This window comes from Chryseobacterium sp. DZ-32, assembly GCF_059587025.1.
This window is the reverse complement of the sequence record NZ_JCAIOM010000014.1, coordinates 38,214-64,848: the sequence shown is the minus strand read 5'-3', so window position 1 is coordinate 64,848 and position 26,635 is coordinate 38,214. Positions and strand designations below refer to the sequence as shown.

The window sequence follows — 26,635 nt, the reverse complement described above, 5'->3', positions numbered from 1 at the left end:
AAATATCTCATATACATATTTGCATTTTTTACTATAAAAAAACAAAACAAAAAGCATTTACAGTAAATTTTCATTAATCAATCCCTATCCGGACAAATCATACCTGTTGTACCAACATCGTATTACAAATAATTTTAACATATTTTCCACTTATTTTACATAATTCACAAAAGACGATTAAATATATTCATCAAATCAAAAAAAAATCTTTCATTACTGAAAGATTTTTTGATCAATTTTTATTTTTATAAAATCTAGTTTCTGTTCTTCAGGAGAATCCATCCTGAACGCTGTTCCATTTTCTTACTGGCTGGATTTTCCCATTGTACCCTGTACCAATAAGTAGCAGTAGGAAGATTAATTCCCTTTAAAGATCCTGTCCAGATAACATTTCCTTTACTTGCTTTGAATACTTCTGCACCGTACCGGTCGAAAATAGAAGCTGCGAAGTCTTTGTATCCGCTGATTCCGGTGAAATCAATAGTATCATTGATACCATCCATATTAGGGGTAATAGCGTTGCTGATAATGAATGTAAAATAATCCAGCGAAGTACCGCATTTAGCACCTTTCACTCTTACCATTACAGTATACATGGTATTGTTCAAAATACCTGTAAACACATTCGATTCGTGCCATGTCAATCCTCCATCGATGGAATATTCTAAAACTCCGCCTGTAGGGTTACTTGCCGTAAGCGTAAGAATATGATTATCATACACAATATTGGTAAACTGCGGCAGATCAGGATTAATAAGCTGTGCCGAAAAAGTTTTGGAACAAACCCCATTACTGATTGTCACAGAATATGTTCCGGGAATATTAGTTGTTATGGTTTGAGTAGTGGCTCCCGTGCTCCATACATAAGTATAGTTTGGTCCTGAACCGGCATCCAGTGTTCCTTTATCTCCGGCACAGACAAATACATCTTTTAATGTAGAAACGATTGCAGGAACTACTTCAATAGTAACTTTAGCCGGATTCACAGAGCTACATCCGTTTCCTCCCAATGCATATACTGAATATTCTGTTGTTGCTGTAGGAGTAACTACCTGAGTGTTTCCGTTTCCTGTGAGGCCTATCCAGTTATATGTAATTCCACCTGTAGCAGTCAATGTTACAGATTCACCTTCACAAATTTTCAGCTTAGAGGCTGTAAGGCCTGCAATTGGCGGACCTACCTGAACAGTAACTGACGCTGGTGTGGCAGAAATACATCCGTTAGCTCCAACGGCAAATACCGTATATACAGTAGTTGTGGTAGGCGAAACAACCTGGGTGTTTCCATTTCCTGTAAGGCCATTCCCCCAGTTATAGGTTACCCCTCCGGAAGCCGTTAATGTTACGGATTCTCCTACACAAATACGGGGTTGTGATGAAACTAATGCAGCAACAGGCTGTACTTTATCTTCCTGAACGTTTACCGTGGAAGTAAATGTACAGCTCAGATTTCCTGGCTGTGAAACATTCGTCACTGTTAAAGTATAGGTTCCGCCGGCGCTTACCACAGGGGTAAGTGTATTAGCTCCTGAGACAATAGTACCTCCGGTGGTTGTCCATGCAATGGTAGATCCTACCGGTACAACAGATGCTGATGCATTGATGGTAACCTGTGGTGTTGTACAGGTAATTGTTTGTGGTGCAGCAATGGTAAGCGTAGTTTGAGCCGTGCTTAATAACTGCAGAGATACTACATAGCTGCAGCCTCCATTACTTACCAGTACATAAATAGTCTGGCTTCCTCCCGGCGGCGTATATGTTGTAGGTGCTGCAATAAAGTTTCCGTTAGCAGCATTGGCATCAGCCTGACTGACGTAGTAAGTAAAAGTAACTCCTGCAGTTGTGGTGATCTGGGGCTGGGCTTCCGTAAGATTATAAGTTAATCCCGGCTGATAACATTTATGAAGTGTTGCATTTTGCGCTGTGAAAGGTTCTGAAACTTCTATCGTTATCGTTGCAGGGTTTTGAGAAACACAGCCATTTGCTCCTACTGCTGTTACGGTATAAGTGGTGGTGGCAGTAGGTGAAACAACCTGTGTACTTCCGTTTCCTGTAAGGCCATTACCCCAGTTATAGGTAGCTCCACCTGAAGCGGTAAGTGTTACAGAATCTCCTTTACAGATTTTTATTTTGCTTGCTGTAAGCCCGGTAACCGGCGGAGCACTGTTTCCTGTCACGGTTACAGTTCCTACCGCTGTACAGCTGATATTTCCTGGCTGATACACTTTTGTGATGGTTAAAGTATAAGTTCCTGCAGCATTAATCACAGGATTTAAAGTCGTTGCTCCTGAAACAATATTCCCTCCCGTAGTCGTCCAGTTGAAAGTAGCTCCTGCCGGATAAACGGAAGCTGATGCATCCAGCGTGGTCTGAGAATTGTTACAGGTAAGCACTGCCGGAGGGGCAATGGTAGGTATCATCTGTGGAGCTTTTACCAGTTGGAGTTGTGCTACTTTTGCACAGAAACCGTTGGCTACTCTTACATACACCGTTCCACCCGCACTCTGATGAGCTGTTGGATTAGGGATTGTATTGGCATTTCCTGCATTGGCATCCGCCAATGTGGTATAGTAGGTAAACACAGCTCCCGGAGTAGTACTTATAGAAGCTTGTGCTGATGTTAAATTAAAAGTTGCATTTCCGGCAGCATAACAGGCTGTTAATGTAGCATTCTGTACTGTAGGAGATGTTCCGCCAACTACTGTAATAGTAGCTTCCCCCGGACAGGTATTCCCCTGGATGAAAACCTTAACGGTGTATACCCCTGGTGCTGTTGCCGTGTAACTTGCATTGGTAGCTCCTGCAATCGGAGTAGTACCCTGATACCACTGATACGTTATATTAGGTCCCTGCACAGAGGCTGTAAAAGTCTGTGGAGTATTATCACACATATTAACAGAGTCAGGAAGCTGCACGCCAGCCGGATCCAGGATTTTCACCCCGATATCAAATGACCCTGCTTCAAGAAATACTGCTGAATCAAAGTTGGGATCCTGATAATCCGCAAGCACAATTTTAAAATGGTAGGTTTGCCCGGGGATTACAGTTGCTTTGGCAGTAAGAGGAATGGTACGTCCGTTGAAATTGGTTTCAATCTGAGCGGTATTGGTTCCTCCGTAATAGGCTTCATTCTTAGGCCCGCAGTTTTGATATTGCGGGTGTATATTCGTTACACTTACAGGTCCTGCTCCTCCCGGAAGCACTGCAAGATTGGTATAAGTAGGATCTGTTGATTTTTTTAACAGCAGGGCAAAACCGTCTGTGATGGTACATGGAAAGTTTTGCTGGTATTCTTTAGAAGCAAATAAATATCTGAATGAAATTTCAGTAGAGGCAGCCACAAAGTCAAATTCTATAGAGGTGGCATTCGTGAGGTTATTATTACCGATTCCCAACGCATTCGCAAGATCTATATCACCTCCGGTTCCAAGATCATCACTTAAAGTTCCCTGAAGAGTGTTCCCTGCTTTATTGGCATATCCGGTAGAAAGGATAATCCCTTTGCTGAAAGGAAAATTGGTATTTGATTTATTAAAATATCCCCAGCTTCGGTTCTGGTTGGTAGCGGCCAGGTTGGGGGAAACGGTTACATTGCTTACACTTGAGCTGGTACAGGTGGAACCTCCGGATATAAGAACATCATTGATCAGCTGAGTAATAGGATAGCCGGATTCCGGGTAACTTGGTGCATTCACATCTATAAAGGCACCTGCTCTCAAAGAAGCAGCAGTAGGTTTTGATGCTATTTCTACCCTTCCTTTATTTTGAGCCAAAATAAAGTTTCCCATGAAAGCTAAAAATAACGCTAAAAATAAATTTCCTATCCTCCTATTTAACATTTTATATTATTTTAAACAAAAATACTATTTTTTTTAATTGAAATTCAAGTTAACACAATTTACATTATTACTAACGCAAATTTATTTATGTTAGAATATCAACTTTGTTTATTTTAAAATAATAAAAAAAGACTGACAAAATAGTCAGTCTTTCAGTTATAGTTCAAATTATTCTATATTTTTAAGCAATATCCAGCCTGTTTTCACAGTAAGTTCCTTGCTCGCAGGATCTTCGAAGGTTACCTGATACCAATATGTTGAAGTAGGAAGCTTTTTACCTTGGAAATATCCGTCCCAATACGGTCTGGTCTTCGCTGCTTTAAACACTTCTCTTCCATATCGGTCGAAAACCTGTCCGCTGAAGTCTTTATAATTAACCACACCACTGAAATCTATGGTATCATTAATATTATCCCCGTTTGGAGTAATTACATTTTTCATGACGAATGTAAAGAATTCAAGGAAACCGACACAGCTTGTAAATTTAACTCTTACCCTGATCGAAATGATTTTATTTTTAGGGACATTATTAAATACATTGGAAGACTGCCATGTAACTCCGTTATCTACTGAATATTCCAGGATACCGTTACTTGGATTATTTGCTGTAACGATCATGGTTCCACTCTCATTATAATCCACTTTTATCACTTCCGGAATTACAGCTTTAATCACCTGAGTTTCGAACTCTTTTGAACAAACCCCGTTACTGATTACTACTGAATACTCCCCAGGAGTACCTACTGTAATGCTCTGACTCGTTTCACCAGTACTCCACTGATAGGTATATCCTGGTCCTGAACCAGCATCCAGAATAATTTTATCTCCCTGACAGATATGGCCTCCTTTTAAATTTGAAACAATAGCCGGTACTACTTCAATGGTAATACGTGCCGGCTGAAGAGATTTACATCCCTGTGCTCCGATAGCATATACTGTGTAAGTGGTAGTCTGAGTTGGGCTTACCGTTCTGATTCCGCCGGTAGCGGCTGCTGAATCACTCCATTCATAGGTTACACCGCCGGTAGCGGTTAACAATACGGATTCTCCGGCACAGATTTTCAATCTTGGTGCTGTAACCAATGCTGTTGGTGTTTCTTCTTTTCTTAACGTTAAGGTTGCAATTTTACTACAGAAAGCACCATTGGAAACCAGAACATATAATATCTGTCCATCTGTTCCTGTATAATTGGTAAGATTGGTGATATAACTGTTATTTTGAGCCTGCGCATCAGCCTGATTTGCATAAAAACGGAATACCGCTCCCTGCGTTGTACTGATCAGAGGTTTTGCTGTTTCCAGATTAAAACTGGTAATTGCTGGTGTGGTACAGAGCTTAAGTTCAGCATTTTGTACAGTAGGGCTTGTTCCTCCAATAATGGTAATAGTAGCTTCGCCAGGACACTGATTTCCCGGAACCATTACTTTTACCGTATAAACTCCCGCCTGGGTAGCTACATACACGGCACTGGTTGCCCCCGGAATGGCCACTCCGTCTTTGTACCATTGATAAGTCATGCCCGGAATTGCTGCCACCTGTGCTTTCAATTGTTTTGGAGTATTATCACACATGTTGATACTGCCCGGCAGCACTACTCCTGCTTCATCTACAATTTTAATTCCTACGTCAAAAGATCCACCCTCTAAGAAAACTGCAGAGTCATGAGAAGGATCTTTTGCATCAGCCAATACCATTTTGAAATGATAGGTCTGCCCTGGAATTACATCTGCAACAGCTGTCAGAGGTGTTGTTCTTCCATAGTAATTAATAACCAGATGCGGATTGGCCAAAGCCCCGAAATAATTAGCATTGATAGGCCCACAGCTGAATCCGTTTCCTGCAGGAACGATGTTGGTTGCGCTTACAGGTCCGGCACCTCCCGGCAGTACAGCCAGATTGGTATAAGTAGGATCTCCCACTTTTTTCAGCAAAAGGGCAAAGGCATCGGAATACCCGTCACAAGGATAGTTGGAAGTATATTCATCTGAAACGAAGATATAATTAAATTTCACCTGATTGGAATTCGGAACGAAATCAAATTCAAGAGCCACGGCATCCGTTAAGCTAACGGTAGCTCCGGTAGCGGCTACAAGATCTGCATCACTTCCTGTTCCTACTGATTGTCCTACAGCTGACACATAGCTATTACCGGCTTCTGAAGCGTATCCTGTAGTAAGGACGATACCATCGGTAAAAGGAAAGCTGGTAGTTCCTTTATGAAAATATCCCCAGAATCTGTTGCTGTTAGTCACATCATGATTCGGAGATACGGTAACGTTGGTTACATTGGCTGTTGTACAGTTGGTACCGCCATTGATCAGAATATTCTTTACCAACTGCTCCGGTGTATAATTGGAAGGTGTATATGGAGGTACATTCACATCAATGAATGCTCCAGCTCTAAGACTGGCCGCAGAAGGTTTTATTTTTTCGGACTTCCTGACGGGTCTCGTCTGAGAAAATGTGGAAGCAGAAATCAATAAAAAAGAAAAAAGGAAAAAATAGTTTTTTAGTCTATAAATTAACATTTTGTTTTCATTTGTTCAAATGTAGCAAAAATAATTATACTAATTCCCCCTTAACCACTACTATTTTATAATTCATCGTGTACATTCACAATAAATTTTTCTTATCGTTACATTTTCCATAAATCATTAAACCGAACAATTCAGACATAAAAAAACAGACTAAGAGGTTTAGTCTGTTTCCATTTTTAATAAACTTATTCCGTCTGTTTATCATCTTTTTTCAGCTGATCTATTTCATTTTGTAACTGCGAGATAATATCCTTTAAAGCTTTAATTTCATTTTTGTTGGAGCTTACATTGCTCTTGAGCATTACATTTTTCGCTCTTTCATTGTGGTCTTCCTCATCCTCTTCTTCGTTGATCTCTTCAATATCCTCACTGATTTCCTCAATGTCTTCCTGGATATCTTCAATATCCTCATTGATCTCTTCAATGTCTTCGCTGATTTCTTCAAGATCTTCCTGAATGTCTTCGATATCTTCGCTGATCTCCTCAATGTCCTCCTGGATATCTTCAATTTTCTCGTGGCTTTTATTCACAGACATCTGAATGAAGATTGCCAGATAAATAGCTTCCAGGGAAAGTACGGTCGTAAGAATCAGAAGCATTTTATCAAAATCAACGATATTCAGCATCGGAAGTAAAAACGAGGTAAGGAACAGCAGAGTATGAACAATCAGGGACTGAATAGATCCGATCCATGAGGTAATGCTGTCTGCAATTTTCTCAAGAACTTCTGTTTTTTCGTTATATTTTTTCATCCTTTCTATTTTTACAACAGTTCTTTTGTTACTCCTAATCCAAACAATGCAAAATCATATTTTGCAGGGTCTTTTTCATCAAATTTTCTGATGGCAATATCCAGCTCCTCCACTGTTTTCCAATCATTTTGTGTCCTCGAAACCAATCCCAGTTTTCTGGAAATGTTCCCGGTATGTACATCCAGAGGAATGGAAAGATATTTTTGATCAATATTTTCCCAGATTCCAAAATCTACTCCTCTTTTGTCTTTACGCACCATCCATCTTAAAAACATAATAATCCTTTTGGCAGAGGAATTCTTATAAGGTGAACTGATGTGTTTATGGCTTCTGTGCTTTTCTGTTTCCAGAAATCCGTTTCTGAATCTTTCTATGGCATGCAGAAAGTTATTTTCTGTCTTTTTTACTTTAAATAAACTTTCCAGACTCTCATTTTCATTATAAATTCTGTTGAACTGTCTGATAAAATAAGAGAAATCCTGTCCGTTGAACGTTCTGTGAATACTTTTATCCTGAATACTTTCCAGATCTTTTTCAGAATAACTCATTACAAAATCATAGGGTGAATTTCCCATAATATCAAGCATTTTATCTGCAGAATTAATGATCGACTTTCTGTTTCCCCAGGAAATTGTTGCTGCCAGAAATCCTGCAATTTCAATGTCCTGTTTTAAAGAAAAGCGATGCGGAATCTGTATCGGATCATTTTCAATAAAATCAGGAGCGTTATACTGATCTGCTTTTTCGTTGAGAAAATCTCTGAGTTCTTCAAATTTCAGCATATTATTTTAAATCTTTACACTCTCCAATGCTTTTGGCAGAAATGTATTGGGAAATATTTCTCTCGCCTCATCAGTAAATACGGTCAGGTCCCCGTATCTATTAGAAAAGTGGCCTAAAATCAACTTTCCGACCTGAGCTTTCTGAGCTATCGTAGCAGCTTCCAAAGCTGTGGTATGACCTGTATAATCAGCCATTTCCTTAAGATCATGTAAGAATGTGGATTCATGGTATAGAACCGTTACATTTTTAATAATCGGGATGACACTTTCAAGATAACGGGTATCACTGCAAAATGCATAGGATACCGATGGAGCCGGATCAACAGTCAGAATTTCATTTTTAAGAACATAGCCATCACTCAGTACAAAGTCCTTCCCTGCTTTGATATTGTGATAATCGCAGGTTTCAATTTCGCTGCATTTCGCAATCTCCTTCATATTAAGATGTCTGTCTTTCGGCTTTTCTTTAAAAAGATAACCGTTACAGTAGATTCTGTGATCCAGCGGAATAGTATATACTTCTACCCTGTTGTCCTCATATATTTTTTCAGAATAATCTTTATCCAGTTCATGATAAATCACTTCAAAACCACGGTGGGTTTCTGTGATCTGAAAAATAGTTTCCAGCATCTTCTTAATACCTTTAGGACCGTAAACATGCAAAGGCATATCTCTTCCTAAGAGACGGAAAGAAGCTATAAGCCCTGGCAGCCCAAAACAATGATCTCCATGAAGATGAGAGATAAAAATATGATTGATTTTTGAAAATCTTGCTTTTGCTTTTCTCAGCTGAACCTGTGTACCTTCTCCACAATCGATCAGGAAGAGTCTTTCTTCCATTTCCAGCAGCTGTGCTGTGGGTGACGTGTTGATGGTCGGAATCGCAGAGTTAAAACCTAATATTGTTAAATAAGTACTCAAATCAATAATTTATGATGACAAATGTACAACAGAAAAACTAAATGGGGATTTCGCCCTGATATGTAAACTTAATCGGTTACTTTTAAAAAATCCATAAACAGGTCTAATGCCTGTTTGCGGTGGCTGATTTTATTCTTGTCTTCAGGATCCATTTCTGCAAAGGTTCTTTGATATCCTTCAGGAACAAAAATCGGATCATATCCGAAACCTTTGAAACCTTTATTTTCTGTCAGTAAATTTCCATGAACTCTGCCTTCAAAATATTGCGCCCCGTTTTCATCATAATAGCAAAGAACCGTTACAAAATAAGCCTTTCTGTTTTCAATTCCCTGCATTTCTGCCAATACCTTTTCGATATTTTTTGCAAAATCATGGTCTCCGGCATAGCGGGCTGAGAAAATCCCAGGTCTTCCATCCAAAGATTCTACGACCAAACCGCTGTCATCTCCCAAACTTGGAACACCTGTTTTTTCAAAGCAATATTTAGCCTTGATCAGGGCATTGGCATGAAATGAATCTCCGTCTTCTACAATTTCTTCGTGAATATTATAATCGGTAAGACTTTTCACCACGCAGTCACTTCCCAGGATCTGTTGGATTTCTTCTTTTTTATGTTCGTTGTGTGTAGCTACTAATAATTCCATTTCTATATTCATTTTCAATTTTACTTTTTAAATCGGGTAACTTACATTTCAGCATAATGCACTTTATACTTTTTCATAAACAGGTAATAGAATAAGGAGAAAAGTACAATTCCTGCAGCTAATACAAGCCATTCTGAAATATGAAGAACTTTTGCAAAACTCTCATCTTTACCATAAAGAACCAACAATGACAGTGTTAAATTATTAAACGCATGCAGTAATATCGGCATCAGTAAAGATTTTGTTTTATAATAAACCAATCCAAGCACACAGCCCAGCATCACTGCACTGATAAACTGCCATGGATTTCCGTGAACTATTCCAAAAATAATGGAAGCATACAAAATTGCTTTCCAGGGTTCTACTCCTTTATTAATCAATCCTTTCTGGATAATTCCTCTGAAAATAATTTCCTCAAAAACGGGAGCCATAATAACAGTCATGATAATCATTATCACCGGATTATCTGTCAATTGACTCATCAGCCTTGTAAAATATTCATAAAAATCTCCAAAAAAAGGCCCTGTAGTTGGGATCTGAGCGGCTACAAATTCAGAAATAAACATCATTCCCGCCATCATTGGAAAGATGAGGAGATAGGTTGAAAAATTAACTGATGACATGTTGAAATTAAGCTTTTTTTGCGTGGTACGCCTTACGATAAAAAAGTCAAAAAAGGCAATAGCAGTAAGGAATCCTACAGAATTCGCTACCATCAGAAACCAGTCTTTCAATTCAATATTTTCCCTGAAAACCACTTTCCAGAAAGTACTGAATAAAGAAACAGCCATTGTTCCCACGAATAATCCAACCACCAAGACTACACCGCCCAACCATGTAAACGTAAACTTCGGATATTTGCTATTTTCCATCCTTTCTCTCTAAAAAAGTTTATGAAAACAAAGATAATTTTTTTGACTGCTACAGGCAACTAAAAAAGGATTTTCTTATTTTCGTTCCTTTATCCATGAACATCACAAAATGAATACAGAATTTCCATTCCAAAGATTTGAGTCTGCAACCAACAGGTGGATGACTGTTGTTCTGAATGCTCTTTTCTTTGTGATGTTTATTTCTTTCGTTTTGCTTTTTGTTTTAGGTCCTGCTTACGGAATTTACAGAAGAGGGTTTGAAGCTATGCTGTACCCTGCCTTGATCAGTTGGGGACTTTCATTGTTGATTTTGATTCCTGCGATCCGTTATATTATTAAAAGGAAAAAGCCGGCCCATACAATTGTGGTTGATGAAACCGGCCTCTTATTTTATAATTCAAGAAATGAAATTGCAGATCAGATCCTCTACACAGATCTCCGGCCTTCAAAACAGAATTTTGATATTTACACAGTCAATCCGGTAGGATCAGGAATCACTCCTTTACTGGAAGTAACAGTCTTATCAGATAAAAAAGAAGAAACAACAAGGCGTATTGATATGAATCTACCTTTTAAAGTGGTTAAAAATAAATCTGCTTTGTATGCTCATTTTCTGCACGGCATTGTTATTTTCCGTCCTGATTTAACGATAGATCCTTTTGCTTTCCGTAACTACTCTATTGACACAGAAACATGGAAAGTAAACAGCAATGGAATTTCTCTGGGAGGCTGGCTCTTATTTCTGGCAGCACTCATAATTACCGCACTTATATGCGGGCTAGTTTTTTTGTTAACTGAAATCAAGAATTAAAATGATTGAAAAATTCCAGGCCATAGAATCCAAAATCAATACACCGATTACTTATTTTCTCATGGGAATTCTCTGGATCGCTGTTATTCTGATTATGGTGGTAATCGGGGTTGTTTTTAATTTTATCTACAATAATTTCAGACAATATGCAGGAAATGATCCTGGAATCTTTTTCACGATTCTTATTGCCCTGCTTCTTCTTATTTTTTGCTGGGTCGCTTTGATCATGGCTTTAACATACCGTATAAAAGAAAGAGCCAGAAAAGTTGTTGTCAATGAAAAAGGAGTTACTTTTTACAACAATCAAAATACTATTATTGAAACGATCCTGTACAGCGATCTTCAGCCCGCTGAAAATTCATCTGATGATGTATATGTCCGCAACACTCAGACTATAAAATATGGCAAAACAACATTGCAGGTTTACCTGAAAAATAAAGTTGGGGAAATTATACCTTCAACGGTAGACTTTAATTTTAACTTAATAATTCTATGCAACCAATATCAGCTTTACCGTCATTTTCTTAAAGGAATTCAACACTTTCGTCCGGATCTGAAAATAAGCCAACAGACAATTGATCAGTACAATCTTAGTTCAGAACCACAAAAAACAAAATTTGGAATATTTGAATATATCATATCTGCAGTTTTTATACTGATTGCTGCCGGATTGGTTTATGTCTTTATATTGCTGATCAAAATGTTTGTCTGATAAGTAATGTTGACGCAAAGCCAATTACTGATGAGTTTATAGCCATATCTTTCATTCTCAAATGCGGTTATCCTTCTATTCTTCTGCATAATGAACATTGTCTTCATTTAAATTTGAAAACCTCATAAAAAATCACGATTTTTGCAACTTCAAAATACGATATGTCAGACTTAATCAAAGAAATACAAAAAAGAAAGACCTTCGGGATCATTTCCCACCCGGATGCCGGAAAAACAACTCTTACAGAAAAGTTACTTCTTTTCGGGGGAGCGATTCAGGAAGCAGGTGCGGTAAAATCCAACAAAATAAAAAAAGGAGCTACCTCCGACTTTATGGAAATTGAACGACAGAGAGGAATCTCTGTAGCGACTTCTGTATTGGCATTTGAATATAGAGATCATAAAATCAACATTCTCGATACTCCGGGTCACAAAGACTTTGCTGAGGATACGTACAGAACATTAACTGCTGTAGACTCCGTAATCGTTGTAATTGACGTTGCAAAAGGGGTTGAGGAACAGACGGAAAAGCTGGTTCAGGTATGTAGAATGAGAAACATTCCGATGCTGGTTTTCATTAATAAACTGGATCGTGAAGGTAAGGATGCTTTCGATCTGCTGGATGAAGTAGAACAAAAACTGGGTTTAACCGTTTGTCCGCTTTCTTTACCGATTGGTATGGGAAGTGACTTCCAGGGAATTTATAACATATGGGAAAACAATATTCAGTTATTCCTGGAAGAGAAAAAGCAGAAAGTTGGGGATTCTATTAAGTTTGATGATATCAATGATACTTCAATTGATGATGTTATTGGTGAAAAAGCTGCCAAAAATTTAAGAGAAGAGCTTGATCTGATCCAGTCTGTTTATCCTGAATTTAATCGTGAAGATTATATGAAAGGTGATCTTCAGCCGGTATTTTTCGGTTCTGCTTTAAATAATTTTGGAGTACGTGAACTATTGGATGCTTTCATTGATATTGCTCCTATGCCGCAGCCAAAAGAAAGTGATATGCGTCTGGTAAAACCTGAGGAAAGCACTTTCACAGGTTTTGTTTTCAAAATCCATGCGAATATGGATCCTAAGCACAGAGACCGACTTGCGTTCGTAAAGATTGTTTCAGGAACATTTAGGAGAAACGAAAACTATTTACTGGTAAGAGAAGGTAAAAAAATGAAATTCTCCTCTCCCAACGCATTCTTTGCTGATAAAAAAGAGGTGGTAGAAGAAAGTTTCCCGGGTGATATCGTTGGTTTACATGATACGGGAAGTTTCAGAATCGGAGATACATTAACAGGTGGAGAGAAATTAAGCTTCAAAGGAATTCCGAGCTTCTCTCCTGAACATTTCCGTTATATCAATAACAACGATCCGTTAAAAGCCAAGCAATTAGCGAAAGGTATTGACCAGCTTATGGATGAAGGAGTTGCACAGCTGTTTACCCTTGAAATGAACGGAAGAAAGATCATTGGAACGGTAGGAGCACTACAGTACGAAGTTATCCAGTACCGTTTGGAACATGAATATGGCGCAAAATGTACTTACGAACCTCTATCCATGCACAAAGCCTGTTGGGTAGAAGCTGACGAAAAATCTGAAGAGTTCAAAGAATTTGCAAGATTAAAGCAGAGATTCCTGGCGAGAGATAAATACAATCAATTGGTATTCCTGGCGGATTCTTCATTCACCATTCATATGACGCAGGAGAAATTCCCGAATGTGAAACTGCACTTCATCAGTGAGTTCAGAGAAAGTTAAGAAGCAATCAGGCAAACCGAAATTGTTTACAATACAGATCCGCAGAATATTTCTGCGGATTTTTTTATAATATATCGTATGAAACCACCTCGTCTAAAATTCTTCGAATTTTTGCCACCACTCCGGAGAATGGGAATTTTTAGATTTCCCAACTCATATTTGGTAAAACGACAAAGTGTATGAATAACTGAGTACTCTGTTTGTCATTCTATAGAAATCCAAATCCACAAGCAATAGAATACTGTTATTAAATGCTCCTTTGCGAAGTATAAATCCTAATCTTATTCCATCAAAACTCAGAAAAACGCTTTGTAAATCTTTTGTAAAACAAATACAAAACCGTGATAATATATGAGTTAGCATTTTACCAGTATAATACATTTCACTTACAATCTTTACAAGAACTTCCCTTCTAATTTTACTTCATCAAAAAAATTAATCTTATGAAAAAGTTCATCTTACTCGCTGCTGCAGCAGGCACTTTCATTATGTGCAAAAAAGCAGAAGCTACCCAGGATAGAATCAATGAAGCAATCCATTCAGCGGACAGTGTTGCCACTGTTGCTACAGAAACCATGGATCATGTCAGTAAAACGGCTGATAAAGTTCTGGACTCGGCCAGTATTAAAATAAAAGATTTTGAAAATTCGAAAAACGACCTCCGTCAAAAGGTAGAAAACACTTCCAAAATGGTAGATTCTTTATCGGATAAAATTGCGAATACAAAACTGGAATCCAACATAGAGAAAAAGGATTCGGTAGAAAAGAAGACTGAAAAGATTGCAGCAAAAGTTCCGGCTCCCAAGGTTATTAAAGAAACCAAAATCATCTATAAAGAAAAGCCTAAGAACGGCAGTTACGAACTGAATATGCCACAAGATAAAATGGTAAAATCAGGATATCTATCTATAACCGCAGAGAATGTGGAGACAGTAAAGGAAATCATCAGAGAAGAAATCAGCAGAAATAACGGCTATATCAAAAGTGAAAATCTTTCTTATGTAGAATCCGCCTATCTGCATGGGGAAAACCAAAAAGTATACAGTCTGGATATCAAAGTTCCTATGCAACATTTTGACAGTTTAATGAATGCTATTAACAGCAATGTTGGAGATATTGACACAAAAGATATTCAGATTTCAGGACGAAACTATACGGACAATGCAATCTGTACGATCAATGTAAATATCAGTGAGAAAGCTAAAACAGAAACAGAGCCTGAAACCTTCGGTGGAAAATCCCTGGCAGCCATTGAATCCGGATGGAATGTTATTACTTCTATATTCCTGTTTATCCTGCCGCTGTGGCCTTTATTTCTTATTGCCGGCATTGGATATTATTTCTATAAAAAGAAGAATGGGAACACCGCTGATCGTGATTCTCATTAGATTTTTAATTTTTTTTTAATGAGGTTTGGAATTGGTGTTCGATTCTTATGTTTAATTTTACCAAATATTCAACAGAAGTGTTGTTTATTAGAAAAATAACTCTTAACTTTAAGTATAAGCAAAATGCAATGAATCTCCGATCAGACGAGGTTCAAATAAATTTGGAAATTTTATTTCATATATTAATATTTTGTGATTTGGTGTAAAATAAGGCCCTCATATTGAGAGCCTTATTTGTTTTTATTTCATATTCACTACCTTATCTACGATAAATTTTGTGTTTCCTCTCCAGGGAAGTGCGCCATTATACTCTTTGTAATGCAGATCAAAAGTTTTACCACTGTTGGTTTCCAGTTGTTTGAAAACTTCAGGATCATCTACAGAAAATTCGAACTCATAACTTGTAATAGTTCCTGTTTTTCCTCTTCCAAAGCCTTCCTGAATCAGCTTGCCTTCATAAGTTTTGAAGACATAACCTTTTTTCATAGCATAATTCAGGTATCCGGATTTTACTCCTTCTCCGAAAACGAAATAGTACTTATACCAGACAAATACGCCCAGTAACAGCAGTACGACACCGAGGGTGATCCACAAAGATTTTTTCATAGGTAGTGTGTTTTATAAATGTTATTTTGCGATGCTTCTTGAAATAACGATTTTCTGAATTTCAGAAGTTCCTTCATAGATCTGAGTGATTTTCGCATCTCTCATTAATCTTTCTACGTGGTATTCTTTCACGTATCCATATCCTCCATGGATCTGTACTGCTTCAATAGTAGTATCCATTGCCACCTGAGAAGAGTATAATTTTGCCATAGCTCCGCTTTCAGAGATATCTTTTCCTGCATCTTTTTCACACGCAGCTTTGAAACATAACATTCTAGCAGCAGTGATCTGAGTTGCCATATCAGCCAATTTGAATGCAATCGCCTGGTGATTGATGATTTCAGTTTTGAAAGCTTTTCTTGTTTTAGCATATTTCAATGCCAGTTCGTAAGCACCTGAAGCAATACCCAATGCCTGAGAAGCAATACCGATTCTTCCTCCGTTCAACACTGCCATAGCAAAGTTGAATCCGAACCCGTCTTCACCGATTCTGTTCTCTTTTGGAACTTTTACGTTATTAAAGATCAAAGAGTGAGTATCACTTCCTCTGATTCCTAATTTGTCTTCTTTAGGTCCGATTTCAAATCCTTCCCATCCTCTTTCAACGATAAAAGCATTGATCCCTTTGTGTTTTTTCTCAGGATCTGTCTGTGCAATTACGATATAATAAGTAGCTGTTCCACCGTTCGTGATCCAGTTTTTGATACCATTTAAAAGATAGTAATCTCCTTTGTCTTCCGCAGTAGTTTTCTGAGAAGTAGCATCAGAACCAGCTTCCGGCTCAGATAATGCAAATGCTCCGATTACCTGTCCGCTGGCCAGTGGAGTAAGATATTTTACTTTTTGCTCTTCAGAAGCGAATTTTTCAAGACCGGCACAAACCAATGAGTTGTTTACAGACATTACAACAGCTGCAGAAGCATCTACTTTTGCAATTTCTTCCATAGCAAGCACGTAAGAAACGCTGTCCATACCTGCACCGCCGTATTTTGGATCTACCATCATTCCTAAAAGTCCCATTTCTCCCATTTTCTTCACCTGTTCAGCAGGGAATTTCTGGTCACGGTCTCTTTCAATCACTCCAGGTAAAAGTTCGTTCTGTGCAAAGTCTCTTGCTGCCTGCTGAATCATCAGCTGTTCTTCCGATAAATTAAAGTCCATAAAAAAAATAATTAGATAGCCGTAAATTTACACTTTTTAAGCAAATCTGAAAAAATAAATTAAAAGCGGGAAAAAGGCAGGTTTGGGGAGATTCAATGATGATGGATACGTGTTTCGGGAAACGGGATAATGCATTAGGAAGACAATATAAAATGTATTGAGAAAAATAAACCTTTATAAAAGATTAATTGAAAATATAAAATCCCCTTTTCAGGGCTTCCGGTCTCCTTTTTGATTCAAACTGTTATGGTAAGCATTTAACTAATTTCTAATTATTATCTTCGGATGGTTTCAATTAAAAAAAATGCTTATATTTAAATTTCTTTATAAATTACGTAAAAAATCATGACAATCAAGAGATTATTCGATATTCCACACTATGCTTTAGAAAAATATCCTAAAACGGATATGTTTGTAACCAAATATCATGGTGAGTGGAAAAAAACTTCTACACAGGAGTTTATTAATGAGGGAAATAAGGTATCCAGAGGATTATTGAAGCTTGGTATAAAACCAGGGGATAAAATCGCTTTAATTACAACCAATTCCCGCACAGAATGGGCCATTATGGATTTCGGACTTTCTCAGATCGGGGTTGTTTCAGTACCGGTTTATCCAAGTATTTCTCCTGAAGATTATGAATTCATCTTCAATAATGCTGAAATCCAGTATTGTTTTGTTTCTGATAAAGAGCTGTTGAATAAAGTAATGAAAGTAAAACATAATATTCCGAGTTTGCAGGGAATTTTTACTTTTGACAGTATCAGCGGGGCTGCCAACTGGAGAGAAATTCTGGATCTGGGCAAGGACGAATCTACACAAATTGAAGTGGATGATCTTTCTAATGCGATCAATACAGAAGATCTGGCAACGATCATTTATACTTCCGGAACCACCGGAAGACCTAAAGGAGTAATGCTTACCCATAATAATATTGTTTCAAACATATTGGGATCCATTCCAAGAATTCCAAAAAAGAGAGGCTTTGATTACAAAGATGCCAGAGCATTAAGCTTCCTTCCTATCTGCCATATTTTTGAAAGAATGCTTTTCTATCTTTATCAGTACAATGGTTTTTCTCTTTATTTTGCTGAAAGTATCGAGAAAATGGGTGAAAACGTAAAAGAAGTGAAGCCTCATTATATGACCGTAGTTCCGAGACTGGTAGAAAAGGTATATGACAAAATCTATAATACAGGATCTTCAGCCGGAGGATTAAAATCCAAAATATTCTTCTGGGCATTGAATCTGATCACCAAAAAGAAAACCATTTCAAAGCCATCCGGACTTCAGGAAATCATCGCAGACAAGCTTGTATTTTCTAAATGGAGAGAAGGTTTAGGCGGTGAAATCGTAACTTTGGTTTCAGGATCTGCTGCACTATCTACAAGACTTAATTTAATGTTCCAGAATGCCGGAATTCCAATTCTTGAAGGGTATGGTTTGACAGAAACATCACCTGTAATCTCTGTGAACAGTTTTGATAAGATGAAAGTGGGAACTGTAGGAATTCCATTGGATAATTTAAAGGTTAAAATTCAGGAAGATGGTGAAATTACGGTAAAAGGGCCATCTGTATTCAAAGGATATTTCCGGAATGAGGAAATGACAAAAGAAGCTTTCACAGAGGATGGTTTTTTCAAGACCGGAGATATCGGACATATCGATAGTGACGGATTTTTACAGATCACAGACCGTAAGAAAGAAATGTTCAAAACTTCCGGTGGAAAGTATATTGCTCCCCAGACTATTGAAAACCTGGCAAAAGCTTCAAAATTTATAGAGCAGATTATGGTGGTAGGTGATGGTGAAAAAATGCCATGTGCTTTGGTACAGCCTGATTTTGAATTTGCAAAAAACTGGGCTATGAGAAATAATCTTAGTTTAGGCTCAACACCTGAAGAAATTGCAAAAAGCCCTGAATTGAAGCAAAGAATTGAAAAGGAAATCGAAGGCATTAATGAACACCTTGGAAACTGGGAGAAAATCAAAAAAATTGAGCTTACTCCTGAAGTATGGAGCATTGAAAGCGGATTACTCACTCCAACATTAAAACTGAAAAGAAAGGCCGTAAAAGAGAAATTTATTGCTTTGTATAATAAGATGTACGATCATCATGATTAATTATTCAATGAAATTATGTAAGCATAGATTCATCTACCAATCCACTTTTGTAGGATTGGTATTTTTTATGTTTTCATGTAAACAACAGATAGAAAACACAAAATCAATATCTGAGAAAAAAATTGAAATTCCACAACTTTTGTCAGATTCCACTTTAAAAGAGAAAACATTGAATGATTATATTCAAACTGCTGAAACCATAAAACCCAATGTAAAAAACGGGGTTCCTTTTAACAAGCTTGATTATGATAAAATTATTGCTTATGATTTTGCTGGTGACGAAGAGACCTATCCTAATCCTATTGATAGAAAAGGAAAATTTACACCTGTGATCTTGAAACAACAGTTTCTGACTCAAAAACAAGCTGATCAGATCTTATCTGCTTTAGCAAAAAATTCAAGCTATGGTGAAAGCTCTGCGGCATGTTTTCAACCTCATCTGGGATTAGTATTTTTTAAAGGCAATAAAAAAATCAATCAGATCAGTATTTGTTTAAGCTGTAACACTTCGATTACAGAAATTGAAATTCCCGCCAGAACACATAAAATATTTAATAAGGGAACAGATAATGAGTATTCCTTTACTGGTTTCAAACCGTCTGGAAAAACAGCAATCATCAAACTGTGTAAGGAGATTAACTTTCATTATGGAAACAAGAAAGAGTAATATATTAATAAAATAGATTGAAGAATAACTTTTTATTTATAACAAAGTATTTTATTTCGGATATTTCTATAGTTTTGGCTAAAATTTTATTTTGATTAAACAGGCTAAAGCCCGTTCCTACTGATCCCCATCATTTAGTTTTTTAATCAATTACAACACTATCACCGTCATTCCGTATGAATCCATGCTATGTCGAAAAAAGAGCCGAGATTCTACGGAATGACAAAGACTCTGATTAAATTGTACTGCTATGTTTATATCAGTTCAGATAAAAAAAGCTGCTTCATTTTTGAAACAGCTTTTGTATGTTATAAAATCAATAATTAGAATTTAATTACAGATTTCATTTTTTCGTTTTCTTCCATTACCAACTCATCATCAACAAGGATTTTTCCAGAGTGCTCATCAATGATGATTTTCTTTCTCTGAGCAATTTCCATTTGCTTCTGAGGAGGAATAGTGAAGAAAGATCCTTTTGGAGCACCTCTTTCTAATCCTACAACAGCAAGACCGTTGATAGAGTTTGTTCTGATTCTGTTGTAAGAAGCCAATAATCTCTCATCGATTTTAGCTGCAAATTCTTTAGACTGCTCTAAAAGATATTCTTCTTCTTTCTGAGTTTCAGAGATCAAACCATCCAATTCTTCTTTCTTGAACTTTAAGTGGCTTTTCAAATCGTCGATCTTTGCATTCAGTTCAGCTAAAGTTTCGTTTTTGTGAGCAATTTTAGCTCCGAATTCTTTAATTCTTTTTTCAGCAAGCTGAATTTCCAGCTCCTGGAATTCCATTTCCTTTCCTAATGCTTCAAACTCTTTATTGTTTCTTACATTATCCTGCTGAGATTTGTATTTCTCAATTAAAGTTTTAGCATGGTTAATTACTTCATGCTTTGTTTTGATCTGATCTTCCTGATCTTTGATATCAGCATGAAATTTTTCAGCTCTTTTTTCAAGACCTTCAATCTCGATTTCAAGATCTTCAACTTCAATTGGCAATTCTCCTCTAGTATTTCGGATTTCATCCAATCTTGAATCTATGATCTGTAAATCGTATAAAGCTCTTAATTTTTCTTCAACTGAAATATCGTTGGTTTTTGCCATATTTAAATGAAATAATTTACTGGGTTTGTTTTTTCAATAGATTTTGAAATTGCAAATGTACTAAATTTTTGTGATAAAATTTCAAATAATTGTTGAGCAACAAATTGTTCGGACTCATAATGTCCTATATCACAGATCAGCATTTTAGACTCTGCTAAAAAATAATCGTGATATTTAAGATCTCCTGTAAGGTAAGCATCACATTTTCTGGCCGCTGCAGATCTTATCCCACTTGCTCCCGAGCCTCCCAGAACCCCCACTCTTTTGATTTTTTTATTGTTAAAAGAAGAATGTTTGATCACCTCCAGTCCAAATTTTTCTTTTACAAACCCAAGGAAATCTTTTTCATCCATTTCCTCTTCCAGATCACCGTACATTCCCAATCCGGCATGATGATTTTTATTATCCAGACTATAAACCTGATAGGCTACTTCTTCATAAGGGTGTGCTGACTTCATAGCGTCTACAATCTGCCCTTGTTTAAAGCCTTCAAAAATTACAGAAATCATATCTTCATCTGCATTTTCACGAATACCCTGCTGTCCGGAAAACGGATTTGAGCCTTCCACAGGCCTGAATGTCCCATTACCATTCACTGTAAAACTGCATTCGTCATAGAATCCTATATTTCCTGCTCCGGCTGAGAACATGGCTTCTTTTACTTTTTCTGAGTACTCTTTAGGAACAAAAACCGTTAACTGCTTTAAGTTATTTTCTTTGGGCTGAAGAATCTTCATATTCTTTAATCCTAACTGACTGCATATACCGTGGTTCACTCCAAAGAAATCATTGTCAAATGCAGTGTGGATGGCATAGATTGCTACTTTATTTTCAATAGCTTTTAAAACAGCCCGCTCTACATAATTTTTCCCTGTTAAAGATTTTAATCCGGAAAATATAATGGGATGAAAGCACACAATCAGATTACAGTTTCTCTCAATCGCCTCATCTACTACATTTTCCAGCGCATCATGACAAACCAGAATTCCTGATACATCACGATCATAAACACCACACAGCAATCCTACGTTATCAAAATCTTCTGCCTGCCTGATGCTTATCTCCTCTTCAATCTTTGCAATTACAGTTTTTAGCTTCATTAATTTATATTTTACGGTTACAGCGAAGATATTAATTTTACCAAAAACCTGGAAAAATTTGCAATAAAAAACCGGCTTTCTTCAACCGGTTTTGTTTTGATATTAAAAAAGAAATCAATAAGACTATTAATCTTTGAAAAGCGATACTCTTGTAAAGGAATCTACTACTACGCCACAGTTGATATCGGATTCCATAAAAAGCTGATAGCCTTTTCCCGGCTCAAGACTCGCTGGGTCCGCAATGGTATAGAAATAAAAGGTAAGAATATTACCTGTTCCACTGGAGCCGCTTGGAACCAGCTGGATAGAATTGATTTCAAAACCGGAATCGGGATTTTTAAAAGTAGCTTTTATGGATCCTGAAGAGTTGGAACCTGGAGTAATTGTAGCGATTGCTCTCCAAAAATGCACCTGCCCGTTAATTTCATTTTCCCTCCATTTACCGGTAGCCGCAATATAGATATTGCTCGTAACTCCCGGAAATGGAACGGTAGTTTCCGGCCAGCTTGTAGTAGGACTTGCCGCAAAAACCAGCGGTGTGGCATAAAGCACCTGTTGTCTCGGGCCATAGCCGCTTCCTGATGCACTTAAATTGAATGAGGGTTTTACATTTGCGTTTCCAGAATTTACTTTAACGACACCGTCGTTACCAGCCTGAGAAGATGTGGGAACAAAAAGCTGTCTCCAGAGGGTACCATCCCAATACTGGAAGTTATTCGTTGTCGTATTATAAATAAGAGTTCCTGCAGTAAGGTTAGCGTTTACTACACCTGCAGGAGGTACAGTGGAAACGTCATTATCAGCCAGGTTGGTATCCCGGTCAGTATCAGTAAGACGAGGAATGAGAATTCCTTTCTGGTTGGAAACTATATCCAGTACTGAAGCACTATTTGGCGTTACAGTATTAATCCCAACCTGAGCATACGCAAAACTGCTTATCAAAAACAGCATTAAAAAGGTTAAAATTTTTCTCATGATATAAAGCTTTTGTAGAATAAAATTACAAAGTTGAACTGTAAAAATGTTAAAAAAAATATTTTTATATGTCATATTTTATTCGTATTTTACTTAATATAATATATTGATAACCACTATATTAAATGATAATAATTCACTTTTACATGATGAATTTTATTTTAACATTTGCAGGATTCTTTTAACAATCATATATTTACCCTATTCTATATATAAATTATTAACTTCGCTGTGAAATAACCCTATCTAAATGGAAAGAGAACATAATCTTATTCCTGAGGAGACTCTATGGAAAAGATTCCTTTACCGGATAATTTATCGCTCCGATACGAAGCTTGGAAAACTGTTCGATATCATATTATTGTTTTTAATTCTTGCAAGTACTGCCATTATTATGATGGAAAGTGTACCTAAGCTTGATAAGAGATTCCATTATACTTTTCTGATTCTTGAATGGATCATCTCCATTTTCTTTACAATAGAATATTCCATGCGGATTGCAGTGGTAAAAAATAAGCGGAGCTATATATTCAGTTTTTTCGGAATTATAGATTTTCTGGCTCTGGTTCCCTTTTTTCTTAGTTTTTTCTTTCCTATTACCAAGTATTTTCTGATTTTCAGAATGTTGAGAATGTTGAGAATATTCAGGATTTTCAATTTACTGGATTTTATGAATGACGGGTATTTCATTGTAAGGGCTTTAAAGAACAGTTCGAGAAAAATTTACATTTTCCTTCTGTTCCTAATCATTTTCTCAGTCATTGTAGGCTCACTTATGTTTATGGTAGAAGGTGGAAGACCTGGATTTGAAACGATACCGCAATCTATCTATTGGGCAGTCGTTACGGTAACTACTGTAGGATATGGTGATGTATCTCCTATTACGCCTTTAGGCAAGTTTTTTGCGGTTATTCTTATGTTGGCCGGTTATTCTATCATCGCAGTTCCTACCGGTATTGTAACAGCAGAAATGAGAAACAAAAGACAAAACCTGGAAATGGTATGCGAACGCTGTGGTAATGAGGATATTGATGATGATGCAAGGTATTGTAAGAAATGTGGCAAGAAATTAGCTTAATATTTGATATAAGTAAAATTCATTAATCAAACACCACAAAATCATGGAACCAAAAAAGAAAAACAGACCCAATAGCTTAGTAATTATTCTTTTTGCACTGATTGTACTGATGGTCATCATTTATTTTATATTAGTAATGTTCTTCCCTGCTGTTTTTGATCTTATGAATACAGGCGATATACAGCCAGTATCCGATAAATGATGAGTGATGAGTAATGTGCAATTGATGACGATAAACAATTTACAAGCATTGCAAACCTGAATAAAATAAAAGATGGGCTGAACATTTCACTCATCTTTTTTATCAATATTTTCAAATACTGTTCAAGCTCAATAAAAAAGACGGATCACATATGACCCGTCTCATTTTTTTATTTAAATGATGAATTATTTTTTAATGGCTTTGATCGTTTGTTTAGATCCGTCTTTCATTTCAAGCGTTATCAGATAAACTCCCTGCGTTACATCTCTTAAATGGATCGTAGATTCGGGATTACCAATGGTTTTCACTAATCTTCCCGTAACATCTGTCACAGATACATTTTTCACATTTTTCACATCGGAGATATTCAACACATCTGTAAATGGATTAGGATAAATCTGGATATTATTCTTCGCTGCAGCGACTTCGGATGTTGCCAGGTTGGCATTGTTAATACTGATATCGTCTATATACAGATTATACTGATCCGGATCTGAATAAGCATTAAATCCAAAGAAATACACCCCTGTTGCAGGAACTGTAAATGTTATAGATTCTGTATGAGCAATTCCATCATTGATTGAAGGATAATCTGCTATAGAACCCGTCATAGCGGCCGCATCAGGCGAAGTACCATATGCTACTTTCAGTTTTTCAGCATAAGTTGATGAATTATTACCATATTGATAACTGATTGTATATTGTACCCCTGCTGTTAAGTTCAATCCTTGTGTAAAGAACCATGCGTTGGCAGAATTGGAAGAGTTATACTTATATTTCAGTACATTGGTAGTGAATCCCTGGCTGTCAGAAGGAGGATCCGCTGTTTCCCAGTCATTTGCAGCCCCTGCATTAACATTCATTGTACAACCTGGAAGTTCTGGAACAGTAACATTTTCAAAATCTACAACATAAGGAAGGTTTGCACTTGAACATAATGTTGCAAATGTGGCAGAATCACTCCATGCACTTTTGCTTGTTGCGCTACACGCAGATCTCACCCATACATAATATACAGAGGAAGATGCTAAACCTGGAATATTATAGGTAGTTGCTGTAACTCCCGTAAAATTAGGTGTGCTTGTTGCTGTAGGTGCTGTATTGGTTGTGCTGTAATAAATATCATATCCGTTTGCAGGAACGGGAGTAGCCGCTGCCCAGGAAACGGTAGCTCCTGCAGCAGTAATATTTGAAACAACTAATGCATTAGGTTCACTACAAGCCGGTGCTACATCAATTTTAATATCATCAACATATAATTGATTCATATTAGCATCAGAATACGCCTGGAATCCAAAATAATAAACACCTGTAGCTGCTGGCGTGAAGTTCACAAAAGCGCTTGTTGCTGTACTGGTAACAATATCCGGGTGATCCGCCAGTGTATTGACCATTCCTGCACTGGTAGCTGAAGTTCCATAGGCTACTTTTAATTTTTCTGCGTATACAGTTCCTTCTGCATTGGCATATTTGTATTTAATTCTGTAGGTAGTTCCTGCGGTAAGGTTAATTCCATTGGTAAAAAACCAGGTATCGGCGTTATTAGCATAATCGTAAGAATACTGAAGTACATTACCTGTAAATCCCTGGGCGTCCAGATCACCTGTTTCCCACATATTTCCGGCACCATCATTAATCACCGATGTACAATCCGGCATTTCAGGCGGAGTTATACTTTCGAAATCCAACGCGTAAGGTACTCCCACAGCGACACATGATGTCATAAATGTTGCCATCTGGGACCATGCACTTTTGTTCGAAGTACTGCATACAGAGCGTACCCATACATGATAGGTAGTGGCTGGTGCAAGGGATGGCAGATTTGTAGTCAATCCATTGATAGATCCGGAAACAACTGTTGTAGCAGTAGGATATGTACTGGAAGTTGAATAATAATATTCGTAACCGCTTCCCGGCGCAGAAGAAGGAGCTGTCCATCCGATCTGAGCAGAATTGGCCGTAACAGCAGATACGGTTAAAGCAGATGGCGCAAAACAGGTCGGAAGGGCACCAATGTTTACCGTATAATCATGTGCTTCTCCGTACCCATCCGTATTACAAGGTATAGGATCACTGGAGAACCTGTCTCCTACTCTCATCCTGTAAGTACCTGGAGTAACAGTAGCAGGAATGGTTATAAGTCCAGCCGTAATATTATTGCCTCCTACAAGAGTACTGCTTGCCGTAGCTACAAGTTCAGGAGCGGCATCATCAAAAGTTCCGTCGTTATTGAAATCTATCCAGATACGGACATTCTGATCACTGTAATCATGTTTAACACTAAAATCATAACTCAAACCTGCACTCAGGTTGATCGTCATAGAGGTATAATCTCCATAGGCATCAGTAGAACAACCTGTATTAGGATGATCAAATCCGGCACCCGGAATTGCAAAAGAATCTATCACATCTCCTCCACTACACCCACTGGCAAAAGCAGGCGTACAGTAAGTCTGCGCAGAAGATAAAAAGCCGGCCATTAAGAAACCAACAAGTAAAAAATTTCTCATATAAAAACAGTATTAGTTAATCAAATCTAGTGAAAATCAGCAATAAAAAAAATATTTATTTAATTATATCACAATGAATTAAACTTTTTCTTTAAT

General features: G+C 37.3%; 21 protein-coding genes. 8 read left to right on the top strand and 13 right to left on the bottom strand.

The window, feature by feature from the left end; translation table 11 throughout:
* Positions 1–254: 254 nt before the first annotated feature.
* From AC59HC_RS16155 to AC59HC_RS16125, 7 genes are all read right to left on the bottom strand, one after another.
* Positions 255–3,839, bottom strand: coding sequence for a choice-of-anchor L domain-containing protein (locus tag AC59HC_RS16155; protein ID WP_496558994.1), 3,585 nt, complete (start codon positions 3,837–3,839; stop codon positions 255–257).
* 168 nt (positions 3,840–4,007) lie between these two features.
* Positions 4,008–6,368, bottom strand: coding sequence for a choice-of-anchor L domain-containing protein (locus tag AC59HC_RS16150; protein WP_202838514.1), 2,361 nt, complete (start codon positions 6,366–6,368; stop codon positions 4,008–4,010).
* A 194-nt stretch (positions 6,369–6,562) separates the two neighbouring features.
* Positions 6,563–7,129, bottom strand: a complete 567-nt coding sequence (locus AC59HC_RS16145) for a DUF1003 domain-containing protein (RefSeq protein ID WP_202838515.1) — start codon at positions 7,127–7,129, stop codon at positions 6,563–6,565.
* An 11-nt stretch (positions 7,130–7,140) separates the two neighbouring features.
* A complete protein-coding gene (locus AC59HC_RS16140) occupies positions 7,141–7,911 on the bottom strand; it encodes a TIGR02757 family protein (RefSeq protein WP_395972929.1) in 771 nt (256 codons plus the stop codon).
* Between the two features lie 6 nt (positions 7,912–7,917).
* A complete protein-coding gene (locus tag AC59HC_RS16135) occupies positions 7,918–8,832 on the bottom strand; it encodes a ribonuclease Z (RefSeq protein ID WP_496558993.1) in 915 nt (304 codons plus the stop codon).
* A 68-nt stretch (positions 8,833–8,900) separates the two neighbouring features.
* Complete coding sequence (rdgB, locus tag AC59HC_RS16130) at positions 8,901–9,476, bottom strand: RdgB/HAM1 family non-canonical purine NTP pyrophosphatase (protein WP_395972927.1); 576 nt, start codon at positions 9,474–9,476, stop codon at positions 8,901–8,903.
* 41 nt (positions 9,477–9,517) lie between these two features.
* Positions 9,518–10,348, bottom strand: a complete 831-nt coding sequence (locus tag AC59HC_RS16125) for a CPBP family intramembrane glutamic endopeptidase (protein ID WP_110009300.1) — start codon at positions 10,346–10,348, stop codon at positions 9,518–9,520.
* A 109-nt stretch (positions 10,349–10,457) separates the two neighbouring features.
* On the opposite strand from AC59HC_RS16125, the gene AC59HC_RS16120 reads away from it, so the two are divergent.
* From AC59HC_RS16120 to AC59HC_RS16105, 4 genes are all read left to right on the top strand, one after another.
* A complete protein-coding gene (locus AC59HC_RS16120) occupies positions 10,458–11,159 on the top strand; it encodes a hypothetical protein (protein ID WP_202838516.1) in 702 nt (233 codons plus the stop codon).
* 1 nt (position 11,160) lies between these two features.
* Positions 11,161–11,871, top strand: a complete 711-nt coding sequence (locus AC59HC_RS16115; RefSeq protein WP_496558992.1) for a hypothetical protein — start codon at positions 11,161–11,163, stop codon at positions 11,869–11,871.
* A 161-nt stretch (positions 11,872–12,032) separates the two neighbouring features.
* Positions 12,033–13,628, top strand: a complete 1,596-nt coding sequence (locus tag AC59HC_RS16110) for a peptide chain release factor 3 (RefSeq protein ID WP_482399380.1) — start codon at positions 12,033–12,035, stop codon at positions 13,626–13,628.
* A 443-nt stretch (positions 13,629–14,071) separates the two neighbouring features.
* Complete coding sequence (locus AC59HC_RS16105; protein WP_496558991.1) at positions 14,072–15,016, top strand: DUF4349 domain-containing protein; 945 nt, start codon at positions 14,072–14,074, stop codon at positions 15,014–15,016.
* A 240-nt stretch (positions 15,017–15,256) separates the two neighbouring features.
* On the opposite strand, the gene AC59HC_RS16100 is transcribed toward AC59HC_RS16105, so the two are convergent.
* Positions 15,257–15,622, bottom strand: coding sequence for a hypothetical protein (locus AC59HC_RS16100; protein WP_034695305.1), 366 nt, complete (start codon positions 15,620–15,622; stop codon positions 15,257–15,259).
* 21 nt (positions 15,623–15,643) lie between these two features.
* Positions 15,644–16,783, bottom strand: coding sequence for an acyl-CoA dehydrogenase (locus AC59HC_RS16095; RefSeq protein WP_110009295.1), 1,140 nt, complete (start codon positions 16,781–16,783; stop codon positions 15,644–15,646).
* Positions 16,784–17,128: 345 nt separating this feature from the next.
* Between AC59HC_RS16095 and AC59HC_RS16090 the strand changes: the two genes are divergently transcribed.
* Both AC59HC_RS16090 and AC59HC_RS16085 read left to right on the top strand, forming a co-directional pair.
* Entirely contained in the window at positions 17,129–18,907 is a 1,779-nt protein-coding gene (locus AC59HC_RS16090) for an AMP-dependent synthetase/ligase (protein ID WP_496558990.1), read from the top strand.
* Complete coding sequence (locus tag AC59HC_RS16085; protein ID WP_062671147.1) at positions 18,900–19,574, top strand: hypothetical protein; 675 nt, start codon at positions 18,900–18,902, stop codon at positions 19,572–19,574. Before AC59HC_RS16090 ends, AC59HC_RS16085 begins: the two co-directional genes overlap by 8 nt.
* 323 nt (positions 19,575–19,897) lie before the next feature.
* Here the strand turns inward: AC59HC_RS16085 and AC59HC_RS16080 are convergent, their stop codons facing one another.
* The 3 genes from AC59HC_RS16080 to AC59HC_RS16070 all read right to left on the bottom strand — a co-directional run bounded on the left by AC59HC_RS16080 (position 19,898) and on the right by AC59HC_RS16070 (position 22,749).
* On the bottom strand, positions 19,898–20,674 hold the full coding sequence (locus AC59HC_RS16080; RefSeq protein WP_110009291.1) for a zinc ribbon domain-containing protein: 777 nt from the start codon (positions 20,672–20,674) through the stop codon (positions 19,898–19,900).
* A gap of 2 nt (positions 20,675–20,676) precedes the next feature.
* Positions 20,677–21,774 carry a Nif3-like dinuclear metal center hexameric protein gene (locus AC59HC_RS16075; protein ID WP_496558989.1) on the bottom strand — a complete coding sequence of 366 codons (1,098 nt, stop codon included), beginning with the start codon at positions 21,772–21,774 and terminating at the stop codon, positions 20,677–20,679.
* Positions 21,775–21,900: 126 nt separating this feature from the next.
* A complete protein-coding gene (locus AC59HC_RS16070) occupies positions 21,901–22,749 on the bottom strand; it encodes a phage tail-like protein (protein ID WP_343643186.1) in 849 nt (282 codons plus the stop codon).
* A 250-nt stretch (positions 22,750–22,999) separates the two neighbouring features.
* Between AC59HC_RS16070 and AC59HC_RS16065 the strand changes: the two genes are divergently transcribed.
* On the top strand, positions 23,000–23,827 hold the full coding sequence (locus AC59HC_RS16065) for an ion transporter (RefSeq protein ID WP_202838523.1): 828 nt from the start codon (positions 23,000–23,002) through the stop codon (positions 23,825–23,827).
* Positions 23,828–23,870: 43 nt separating this feature from the next.
* The gene (locus tag AC59HC_RS16060; RefSeq protein WP_202838524.1) at positions 23,871–24,029 is read left to right on the top strand and encodes a hypothetical protein; all 159 of its coding nucleotides are present in this window, start codon (positions 23,871–23,873) and stop codon (positions 24,027–24,029) included.
* Positions 24,030–24,214: 185 nt separating this feature from the next.
* Here AC59HC_RS16060 and AC59HC_RS16055 read toward each other — a convergent pair whose 3' ends face one another.
* Complete coding sequence (locus AC59HC_RS16055) at positions 24,215–26,539, bottom strand: GEVED domain-containing protein (protein WP_496558988.1); 2,325 nt, start codon at positions 26,537–26,539, stop codon at positions 24,215–24,217.
* Positions 26,540–26,635: the final 96 nt, after the last annotated feature.

What these genes read in the sequence shown, in the direction of transcription:
- AC59HC_RS16080 (WP_110009291.1), bottom strand. Translation starts at nt 20,674, where the DNA reads ATGGCAAAAACCAACGATATTTCAGTTGAAGAAAAATTAAGAGCTTTA.
- AC59HC_RS16105 (WP_496558991.1), top strand. Translation starts at nt 14,072, where the DNA reads ATGAAAAAGTTCATCTTACTCGCTGCTGCAGCAGGCACTTTCATTATG.
- AC59HC_RS16140 (WP_395972929.1), bottom strand. Translation starts at nt 7,911, where the DNA reads ATGCTGAAATTTGAAGAACTCAGAGATTTTCTCAACGAAAAAGCAGAT.
- AC59HC_RS16125 (WP_110009300.1), bottom strand. Translation starts at nt 10,348, where the DNA reads ATGGAAAATAGCAAATATCCGAAGTTTACGTTTACATGGTTGGGCGGT.
- AC59HC_RS16075 (WP_496558989.1), bottom strand. Translation starts at nt 21,774, where the DNA reads ATGAAGCTAAAAACTGTAATTGCAAAGATTGAAGAGGAGATAAGCATC.
- AC59HC_RS16150 (WP_202838514.1), bottom strand. Translation starts at nt 6,368, where the DNA reads ATGTTAATTTATAGACTAAAAAACTATTTTTTCCTTTTTTCTTTTTTA.
- rdgB (WP_395972927.1), bottom strand. Translation starts at nt 9,476, where the DNA reads ATGGAATTATTAGTAGCTACACACAACGAACATAAAAAAGAAGAAATC.
- AC59HC_RS16065 (WP_202838523.1), top strand. Translation starts at nt 23,000, where the DNA reads ATGGAAAGAGAACATAATCTTATTCCTGAGGAGACTCTATGGAAAAGA.
- AC59HC_RS16095 (WP_110009295.1), bottom strand. Translation starts at nt 16,783, where the DNA reads ATGGACTTTAATTTATCGGAAGAACAGCTGATGATTCAGCAGGCAGCA.
- AC59HC_RS16110 (WP_482399380.1), top strand. Translation starts at nt 12,033, where the DNA reads ATGTCAGACTTAATCAAAGAAATACAAAAAAGAAAGACCTTCGGGATC.
- AC59HC_RS16085 (WP_062671147.1), top strand. Translation starts at nt 18,900, where the DNA reads ATGATTAATTATTCAATGAAATTATGTAAGCATAGATTCATCTACCAA.
- AC59HC_RS16120 (WP_202838516.1), top strand. Translation starts at nt 10,458, where the DNA reads ATGAATACAGAATTTCCATTCCAAAGATTTGAGTCTGCAACCAACAGG.
- AC59HC_RS16090 (WP_496558990.1), top strand. Translation starts at nt 17,129, where the DNA reads ATGACAATCAAGAGATTATTCGATATTCCACACTATGCTTTAGAAAAA.
- AC59HC_RS16100 (WP_034695305.1), bottom strand. Translation starts at nt 15,622, where the DNA reads ATGAAAAAATCTTTGTGGATCACCCTCGGTGTCGTACTGCTGTTACTG.
- AC59HC_RS16055 (WP_496558988.1), bottom strand. Translation starts at nt 26,539, where the DNA reads ATGAGAAATTTTTTACTTGTTGGTTTCTTAATGGCCGGCTTTTTATCT.
- AC59HC_RS16155 (WP_496558994.1), bottom strand. Translation starts at nt 3,839, where the DNA reads ATGTTAAATAGGAGGATAGGAAATTTATTTTTAGCGTTATTTTTAGCT.
- AC59HC_RS16115 (WP_496558992.1), top strand. Translation starts at nt 11,161, where the DNA reads ATGATTGAAAAATTCCAGGCCATAGAATCCAAAATCAATACACCGATT.
- AC59HC_RS16070 (WP_343643186.1), bottom strand. Translation starts at nt 22,749, where the DNA reads ATGAGAAAAATTTTAACCTTTTTAATGCTGTTTTTGATAAGCAGTTTT.
- AC59HC_RS16060 (WP_202838524.1), top strand. Translation starts at nt 23,871, where the DNA reads ATGGAACCAAAAAAGAAAAACAGACCCAATAGCTTAGTAATTATTCTT.
- AC59HC_RS16145 (WP_202838515.1), bottom strand. Translation starts at nt 7,129, where the DNA reads ATGAAAAAATATAACGAAAAAACAGAAGTTCTTGAGAAAATTGCAGAC.